The following is an 8079-nucleotide window of genomic DNA, read 5'->3' as shown; positions in this document are numbered from 1 at the left end:
CTCGCACAGCTGGTCCTTGAACTCCTGGCTGAACCGGCGACGTGATGCAGGCATTCTGCACATTCCTCATTTCAGTAGTCCCCCGATTTTAAGGGGGTCCACTGTCCGAGAACTCCGAGGCGGCCCAGGCGCCGGTTGACGGGTCCATGTAGACGTTGGCGGTGACGCCTGTGACTGTGCTGTGGCTGCTGTTTCTCAGTGGGCCGTCGACCCTCACGCCGCCACTGTCAACGTTCACGTAGCCGCCGGTAGCTTGGAGCTTTGCTGAGCTGCTGTCGATCTGTACGACGCTGCCGCCCTTGAACATCTGGACCGTTGTGGCGTCGGTGAAGACCTGGGCGCCGTTGGAGAACACGAGCGCACCGGAGGATACGGACGGGTCAAGGGTCATGGACGTGCCAACCTTGATCTTGCCGCCGGTAGTCACGTTGAGGTCCGACTTGAGCGTCGTGATTCCTTCAACCGAGAGTGTGCCGGTGGTCTTCGTCGCGCCGTTGAGGTTGGTGGGCCCGTTGTTAGTGAACGTGCCCGTGCTGGTTACATTCCCGGTGATGGTCGTTGTACCCGCAATATTGGTGGGGCCATTGAGGTTCGTTGTCCCCGTGAACGTAGTGGGTCCGGTCTGGGTGAACGTGCCCGTGAACGCTACCGTCCCGTTGGCGTAAAGAGTGCCGGTGAACGTACCCGAACCAACCACATTCAGCCCGCCGTTTTCGATGGAAATCCCGCCACCGTCGTATACGGTGAGCCCGCCGCGCCCGATGGCGGCGTTGTTCATCGGACTCGCAGTTTCGAGGTTGCGGATCCGGCGCAAAATGTCCGGGAGCTGACTGTCGTTCAGGTTGTCGAACTTACCCATAGTTAGTGTCCTTCGTTCGTGGGGGCGGAGAGGCCGGCGGTTTTCTCGCGGGCCTGGTACATGGCTAGCTGGGTTTCCGCTGCGGTTGCGCGGCCTCTCCAGTGGTTTGTTTCCTGCTGCTGGTGGAGGAATTTCAGCCGGTAGGCCTCAGCCTGAGCTGGGAATTCCCAGCGTTCCAAGGTCTTCGGCGAGTAGTCATAAGCCATTAGTCGGCCTTCCTGTTCTTGCGTTCTTTGTCTACGGCGGCGGCTGCCTGATTGCCGGTGGGGTCGCGATGGAGGGTGGTGCGCCCGTGGTGCCGCTCGGGGGTATTCCTGGTGGCCTGTAGAAGCTGGTTCAGCGCTGTTGCCTGGTTCCGCCAGTAGGTGACCTGCTGGGCAAGGGCTGCGATCTTTTCGGCGTCAGTCATGCCGCTTCCCCTCCCCATTCAGACTTCCTAGATGGCTGGGGTGTCTCTAGGGACTTAGGGAGTTCAGGAAGACTAGGAACATTGAATGCGTCCTCATCCGCTTCTAACTTCCTAGACTTCCTAGAGTTACTAACTTCCTGAGATAGACCTACTGGGTAGGAAGTCTGAAATTCCCTCAGCGTGTAGACCCAAGGCTGCTTTGGTCCGGACGGTGCCGACGTGCCCAGCGCCTTCATTGCCGACTCGGACGCAGTCTTGCCGTAGCCCGCCTGGCGCAAGTGGTCCTTTACCTCAGAGGCAAGTGCGGTGCCGTCCGTGTGCTCCATGTAGGCCTTGATGGCGTCTTCTGCTTCTTCAGCCTTGGACGGCTTGCGTTCTGCCTCGGTCTCTTCCTGCTTCCACTGAGAGAGGAGCTGCGCGATTGGCATCAGTGCGGAAGCCGGCGCGGCGAGTAACGCTGTCGTGCCCGGGTCGTCGTCCGTCTGGTCCCGAACCTGCTCCACGCGCACTTGGAACTTCACGGCGTCCACAATCCCTGTCGTGTTGGCCTTGTCTGGGCCGACCCACAGAAACTGACCGCTGTCATCCTTTGCGGGTGGCCGTGCGGCGAAGAGCACCATGCGTGCTTTCTGCCGTAGTGCCGCGGTGCCGCCCATAAGGTCACGGGTGTTTGTGGTGTCCATGCGGTTTGTGTGCGTAACCAGGAGCACCGCAAGGTCATGCCGGGTGGCAAGCTCCTTCCAGGGGTGGAGCGCTGAGCGTGCCTGCTGGGTGTCCCTGATGTTGAGGTTTCCCGCTACGGTGTCGAGCCAGGCATCAACAACCAGGAAGGCAGGCTTGGTTTCCATCTGGTCCAGCAGTCCACTGAGTAGAAGCATGTCCCCGTTGTTGCCGCCGGAGAATACTGGCGTGCCGGTTCCGTCATCCTCAGCGCAGAAGAAGTGAATCCTGCTGATGTCCGCGCCGGATGTCCGAAGCCGTGCTTCCACCTCGCTCGCTGAATCCTCGGTCACGATGACCACGACGTCGGCGGGCTGCCTGGCTGCCCAGTTGAACATCGGGAACGCCCTGCCGGTGGTCACGAGCATTGCCATGAGCACCCAGAGAAGGCTCTTACCGATGCCCTCGGCGCCTACAAGAACCGTAATTTCCCGGCGTGGCAACCAGCCCCGGCCAAGCCACTTGGTGGGCGGCGGAAGCTTCAGGTCGGTGGCCCTGCGGATCTTGAGTCCAGTCCTCGGGGCCGGCGTTTCATCTTCGTAGGCGTCTGCACGGAAGTAGTCGGGGATCTCGGTCATACTGCCGCCTTCTGATTGATACGTGCCCATGCGGTCGTGCAGTCCGGGCAGGCTGGTAGGGGCGTGTCGCGGACGCTGGTGCACCGGACGCGTTCCGCGGGCAGGTACTTGCCGCAATAGGCCCGCAGCGGGTCGCCAGTATTCAGGTAGCGGTCGTACTCGTGATCGGGCCATCCGTGGCGGAATTTGCGGTGGTCAATGAGCTGAGACAATGTGCGTCCTAAGTGTTTGTCAGGTGTCGTGTAGTGCTGCCGGTGGTGCCGGGAAGGGGGCTCATGCCTTCCCGGCTGTTGGTGGCTAGTTGGCCTCCGGGGTGACAGGCCAGCGGTTGTGTCCGGGGAAGTCGAAGGCTTCGAAGGGCTTGCCGGCGTCGCCTGCCGCGGCGTCGATGAACAACCGCACGACGTCGGCTGCTGCCAGCTCGCTGTAAAGAGCAGTGGTCTGCATCTGCCGCATGACGGTCGGTCGGTCCCAGTCGGGCCGGAAAGTCTTGATGAGTCCGTAGAGTGCCTGCGCCTGCTCAATCGTGAGGCGCTTCGGGCTGTCCACGGCCAGGCTGTTTGCAGCTTCGGGCGTGACTTCTACGGCATTGTTCGGTACTGTGGAGACAGACAAAATGAGACCTATTTTCTGTGGTGGATGATAGTTCTGTAGGTGGTCCTGAATTTTGGCAGCGCAAACTGCAAGGTTCAGGGCCATTTTTTGTGCAATGAGATTTGGCTGTGACGCCTAGCCCCCAGGCTGGCGTTTTGCTAAGTGTTGTGCGGGTTCTTTGCTTCGACGATGGCGTCTGTCAGCGGCCCAGTATGTGAGGTCCCGTGCCAGTAACCCGAGGACCATGCGGCAGCCGGTGCGGTGATTCCGAGCGCTGCGACGATGTCAGCCAGCCGGTAAACCTGCTGAGAACCGTCTTCGAGTGCGATCAGCACTTGGTCAGGCCCGATCACATCGAATGTAACGGGTGCTGTCCCAGACGTACTTCTTACTGTGGTTGCCATCAGGCTGCGTCCTCGAATGCCTGGTTGATGTAGTCCTCGATGTCGGACTCTCGGAACATCCGCCGTCCGCCGATTAGTGCGGACTTCGGTGCCGTGCCGCTGTGAATCATCCAGCGGAGTTGTGCCGGCGACTTCCGCAGCCTTTCGGCGACTTCTGCCAGCGTCAGCAGTGTTGCGACTGCTATTGCCATGACCCCTCCAGCTCGTAACTAGGAAAGCTTGTCTTCCCTCACTAATAAATATAGTACTAGTTTCTAGTAGTCGTCAACAGGCGTTTCTAGTAGGGTGTTGGATATGAGTGATCGAGATGAAGCAATCGGACAAAACCTCGCGCGGTTTAGGGGAGAGCGGACCCAGCAAGACATAGCCGACGCCATGAGGTCGCTGGGATACAAGTGGTCCCAAGCCACGGTTTGGGCGGTGGAGAAGGGCGAACGCCCGATGCGGCTTACGGAAGCAATCGACGTCGCCGGCATTCTCGGAGTGGACGTCTCAGACATGGTTTCCACGCGCACCGAAGGCATGTTTCGGATGGCGCTGAGCAAGATGATGGACGCATACGAAAACCTGGGAAAAGTGGTCAGTGACTACGAGAACGCGCAACTGCTGCTCTCTATCGCTGCCGACGCTGCTTCAATTTCGGAGAGTCAAGCGGTCGAAACTCGGGATTGGTTGAACCTGACCGCTGCGCGAGTGGCAGAGCGGGTGCATGTGGGCAAGAAAATCGCGAGCGGAGACATGAGGTTTGAGAAAGATCCCAAAACCGGCGAGATCCTCGGTCGGGGTCCTTGGGTCGACCATCTCCTGTTAGCTTGGCAAATTGATGGAGAGGCTGGGTCGCATGGCGAGCATTCAGAAGAGGGATAACGGCTCCTGGCGTGCCCGCTACCGGGACCACGCGGGCAAAGAGCATGCCAAGCACTTCACGAGGAAGATAGACGCCCAGAAGTGGCTCGATGAGGTCACAGCTTCTGTGGTCACGGGCTCTTACATTGATCCGAAGTCGGGCCGCGTCACACTCAACTCGTTCTTCGTGGACTGGGCAGGGCGGCAGCTCTGGGCCGCCGGCACATCGAAGGCGATGAGCCTGGCCGTCCGCTCATGCACGTTCGGTGACGTGGAGTTCCGGAACCTGAAACGCTCACATATTGAGTCATGGGTGAAGAAGATGAGCGTTGACGGGCTTGCGCCTGGGACTGTGAAAACCCGATACAGCAACGTCCGTTCAATCCTCCGGGGAGCAGTGAAGGACAGGCTTCTTGCGTCCAACCCGGCGGATGGCATCACCTTGCCCCGCGTCAGGAAAGCCGAAGCGGCAATGACGATCCCGGCGCCCGCTGAAGTTGGCCGGATATTGGATGCTGCCCCGGAGTGGTTCAGGCCATTCATCGCATTGTGCGCGTTTGCGGGGCTTCGACTGGGGGAAGCTGCCGGCGTGCAGCTCGGAGACGTGGACTTCCTCCGGCGTACGCTCAACGTTCAGCGGCAGATTCAGCGCTCACTCCCCGGTACCGTGGCGATCACTCCCCCGAAATACGGGTCAGAGCGTGTGGTGTTCATCCCGGAGGGCCTGGCTCAGATCCTCGCCTCCCATGTTCAGAACGTCGGCGTCCGCGGCTCCGAGAAGTGGTTGTTCGTTGGCCCGGTGAACGGGCTGCCGCCGGCACAAAACACTGTCGGCGGCTGGTGGCGCAAGGCAGTCAAGGCCGCCGGCGTAGAGGGTCTGAGACTGCACGACCTGCGCCACTTCTACGCCTCCGGGCTCATCGCCGCGGGGTGCGATGTAGTGACCGTCCAGCGGGCGCTCGGGCATGCCAAAGCCACAACGACACTGGACACATACGCCCACCTCTGGCCCACAGCGGAGGACCGCACCAGGGCTGCTGCTGCGGGCCTCCTAGATGAGGCTTTGCGGATTCCTGCGGACTCCCTGCGGACTGAGGATGTCAGCTCCGCAGGGAGCCTGCTCTAAATCCCCTAGAATCCGGGGAACATGAGCTAGAGCCGGGTGTCGAAGGAGTCGCAGAAGACGTTCTCGTTGAACGTGCCCTGGAACTCCGACTTGCCCTGGATCTTCTCGATGGTCGCCCGAATGGCCTCGGGCGACCCGGCGTGGGCGTGGATGGCCGTCTTCACCATCGGCACGTCAATCAGGTGGTTGGGCTGGTTGAGCGAGACGAACACGGTGGGGACTTCGGTGGCGTACCAGGGAATCTCGGCCGCCATGGGTGTTGACCACTTGATCCGGATGGCTGCTTCCTGGGCGAAGCCTTTCACGTTGGCGAAGACAAACGCGGCGTCGTACTTCTGCGCGTAATCCGCCGTGGCTTCCTCGGAGATGACCGACATGAAATTCACGCCCTCCTCCCCTGCCGCCTTGCGCTGCGCCGCCGTCTTGAACAGATGGACTTCAAACCCGGCATTCTCGAGCTCGTCCCGGACGGTGTCCAGGTAGGCCAGAGGATCCGCCATGGTGAAATCCGCACCGCCGGAGATGCCGTACAGCCGGATCCGCTTGTGCGTCTCCGGGGTGATGGGCAGGTTCTGCGCAGTATCCTTCACCAACGTGACGGTCTTGTCCGCAACTTCGGCAGCGATGGCCAAATGGGCTGCGCTCCCGATCAGCTGCAGCGCTTCGACCGGCGGGACGAGGGATTCCCGTGCGGCCTTGTGCAGTCCGAGCGAGGCTTTCAGGCCCAGGATCCGGCGCAGGGCGTCCTGCAGCCGCACTTCCGTGATGACCCCGGACTTGAAGCCGTCCATCATGTACCGGAAATCTTCCGCGGGGTTGCGGAAGAACAGGAACATGTCACAGCCCGCCGCAATGGTGGCCGGCACAAGCTCGCTGCGCTTCATGGCCTGGGTGAGGCCGATCATCTGGGACGCGTCGGTGAGGATCAGCCCGTTGAAGCCGAGCTCGCCGCGGAGCAGGTCCTGGAGGAGTTCCGGCGCCAGGGTCGCGGGCAGGATGTCCTCCGCCGCCAGGCCGGGACGGAAATGCCGTGACAAGTCCGGCGCGCCGATGTGCCCGACCATGATGGACTGCACGCCGTGCCCGATCATCTCCCGGTACACATGCCCGTAGGTCCTGGTCCATTCCTCGTAGCCGAACGTGTTGTAGGACGTGACCACGTGCTGGTCGCGTTCGTCCAGGCCGTCCCCCGGGAAGTGCTTCATGGCGCACACGGTTGGCGATTCGCTGATGCCGTCGAAGTACTCCTTGGCCCGTTCCACCACGATTTCCGGGGTGTTGCCGAAGGCCCGGGTGGAGATGACGGTGTTGCGCCAGTTGTAGTGGATGTCCACGATCGGCGCGAAGGCCCAGTTGCAGCCCAGCGCGGCTGTCTCCACACCGGCAACGCGCCCCATCTGGCGGGCGATGTCCTTGTCCGGGTGCGAACCCGCCTGCAGGTGGGTCGAGACGAACGTCCCGTCGTCGCAGCTGCCGGCGCCGCCCATTTCGGGGTTCGACGCGATCAGCAGCGGCACCCGTGTCTTGGACTGCGCGTAGCGGATGTGTTCCTGCACGTCGGCTGACGGCCCCGGCCGGTACCGCATGCCGCCCACGTGGTACTGCTCCAGGACACCGTCGAGGTATTCCGGGGAGTAGTCGTTGTTGTGGTTGATGAACAGCTGCCCGATCTTTTCCTCGTCCGTCATGGAGTCGATGGTGGACTCCACCCAGGCGATGGCGGATTCGTCGAGGTTGAACGGCGCGGCCTTCAGGTCCACCAGGAACCGGGTTGCATCGCCCTGCGGCCCGGCGAGGGCCGCAACAGCGTCATCTACGATCTGCTTCACCGGCGTGGCGATATCCACTACAACACTTGCTTCGTCGGGCTGGAGTTCTTCCAGGGTTTCCAGCTGCGAATCCAGCAGTGAGAGCGGCATGAAGTGTCCCGGGCGTGCGGCCATGCGCTTGTGCAGCAGTTCCCGGGTGCCGTGCAGGTGCACGAACACCACGGATGAGTCCCCGCTGCGGATGATGTCGCGGTAGGAGCGCTTGAGCGCGCTGCACGCGATGACCAGACCGGAGTCCGACGCCGAGAAGCGCCTGCCGATTTCGGCCAGCCAGGGTGCCCGGTCGTCGTCGTCCAGCGGGATGCCGGAGGCCATCTTGTCGATGTTGGCCTGCGGGTGCAGCGAGTCGCCGTCGAGGAATTCCGCGCCGAGGCGGTCGGCGATGGCGGCGCCTACGGTGCTTTTGCCGCAACTCGTCACGCCCATCACCACGATGTGGGCGGGACCGGCGGTCTTCAGTTCACTTGTCATGGCCGGTTCACCAGTCATGGCCGGTTCACCAGTCATGAACGGTGCCGTCGACGAGGCGGTTGTAGGGCAGGTAGGCCTGCTGGTAGGGGTAGGCGGCGGCGGCTTCGGCGTTGAATTCGACGCCGATGCCGGGCTTGTCTCCCGGGTGCAGGTAGCCGTCCACGAAGGTCATGGACTGTTCGAAGACCTCGTTGGTCGCATCCGAGTGCTGCATGTATTCCTGGATGCCGTAGTTGTGGATCG

General features: G+C 61.8%; 10 protein-coding genes and 1 pseudogene. 2 read left to right on the top strand and 9 right to left on the bottom strand.

All coding sequences use genetic code 11. From position 1 onward, the window contains the following. Window positions 1-88: 88 nt before the first annotated feature. The 7 genes from MRBLAR12_RS16085 to MRBLAR12_RS16055 form a co-directional block, all read right to left on the bottom strand. The gene (locus MRBLAR12_RS16085) at window positions 89-859 is read right to left on the bottom strand and encodes a hypothetical protein (protein WP_364747120.1); all 771 of its coding nucleotides are present in this window, start codon (window positions 857-859) and stop codon (window positions 89-91) included. A 2-nt stretch (window positions 860-861) separates the two neighbouring features. After that, window positions 862-1065 carry a hypothetical protein gene (locus MRBLAR12_RS16080; RefSeq protein WP_364747118.1) on the bottom strand — a complete coding sequence of 68 codons (204 nt, stop codon included), beginning with the start codon at window positions 1063-1065 and terminating at the stop codon, window positions 862-864. Beyond that, window positions 1065-1268 carry a hypothetical protein gene (locus MRBLAR12_RS16075; protein WP_364747116.1) on the bottom strand — a complete coding sequence of 68 codons (204 nt, stop codon included), beginning with the start codon at window positions 1266-1268 and terminating at the stop codon, window positions 1065-1067. The genes MRBLAR12_RS16080 and MRBLAR12_RS16075 overlap by 1 nt, the downstream gene beginning before the upstream one ends. Further along, window positions 1265-2566 (bottom strand): AAA family ATPase, encoded by a 1302-nt coding sequence (locus MRBLAR12_RS16070; RefSeq protein ID WP_364747115.1) that lies wholly within the window; start codon window positions 2564-2566, stop codon window positions 1265-1267. The genes MRBLAR12_RS16075 and MRBLAR12_RS16070 overlap by 4 nt, the downstream gene beginning before the upstream one ends. A gap of 297 nt (window positions 2567-2863) precedes the next feature. Continuing rightward, window positions 2864-3181: a hypothetical protein gene (locus MRBLAR12_RS16065; protein ID WP_364747113.1), complete on the bottom strand. Its 318-nt coding sequence runs from the start codon at window positions 3179-3181 to the stop codon at window positions 2864-2866. A gap of 137 nt (window positions 3182-3318) precedes the next feature. Then, entirely contained in the window at window positions 3319-3495 is a 177-nt protein-coding gene (locus MRBLAR12_RS16060) for a hypothetical protein (protein ID WP_364747111.1), read from the bottom strand. Between the two features lie 68 nt (window positions 3496-3563). Beyond that, on the bottom strand, window positions 3564-3755 hold the full coding sequence (locus tag MRBLAR12_RS16055) for a helix-turn-helix transcriptional regulator (protein ID WP_364747109.1): 192 nt from the start codon (window positions 3753-3755) through the stop codon (window positions 3564-3566). Window positions 3756-3858: 103 nt separating this feature from the next. Between MRBLAR12_RS16055 and MRBLAR12_RS16050 the strand changes: the two genes are divergently transcribed. Together MRBLAR12_RS16050 and MRBLAR12_RS16045 are read left to right on the top strand one after the other, a co-directional pair. Further along, on the top strand, window positions 3859-4431 hold the full coding sequence (locus tag MRBLAR12_RS16050) for a helix-turn-helix domain-containing protein (RefSeq protein ID WP_364747107.1): 573 nt from the start codon (window positions 3859-3861) through the stop codon (window positions 4429-4431). Beyond that, on the top strand, window positions 4406-5536 hold the full coding sequence (locus tag MRBLAR12_RS16045; protein ID WP_364747105.1) for a tyrosine-type recombinase/integrase: 1131 nt from the start codon (window positions 4406-4408) through the stop codon (window positions 5534-5536). The genes MRBLAR12_RS16050 and MRBLAR12_RS16045 overlap by 26 nt, the downstream gene beginning before the upstream one ends. Before the next feature lie 26 nt (window positions 5537-5562). Here MRBLAR12_RS16045 and MRBLAR12_RS16040 read toward each other — a convergent pair whose 3' ends face one another. Together MRBLAR12_RS16040 and MRBLAR12_RS16035 are read right to left on the bottom strand one after the other, a co-directional pair. Further along, complete coding sequence (locus tag MRBLAR12_RS16040; protein WP_364747103.1) at window positions 5563-7836, bottom strand: gluconokinase, GntK/IdnK-type; 2274 nt, start codon at window positions 7834-7836, stop codon at window positions 5563-5565. A 25-nt stretch (window positions 7837-7861) separates the two neighbouring features. Next, window positions 7862-8079: pseudogene (locus MRBLAR12_RS16035) on the bottom strand (bifunctional D-altronate/D-mannonate dehydratase); the annotation flags it as partial.

It is taken from the genome of Arthrobacter sp. LAR12-1-1.1 (genome assembly GCF_040676555.1).
Classification (GTDB): domain Bacteria; phylum Actinomycetota; class Actinomycetes; order Actinomycetales; family Micrococcaceae; genus Arthrobacter.
The sequence above is the reverse complement of the archived record's forward strand: the minus strand, read 5'-3'. Positions and strand labels throughout refer to the sequence as shown.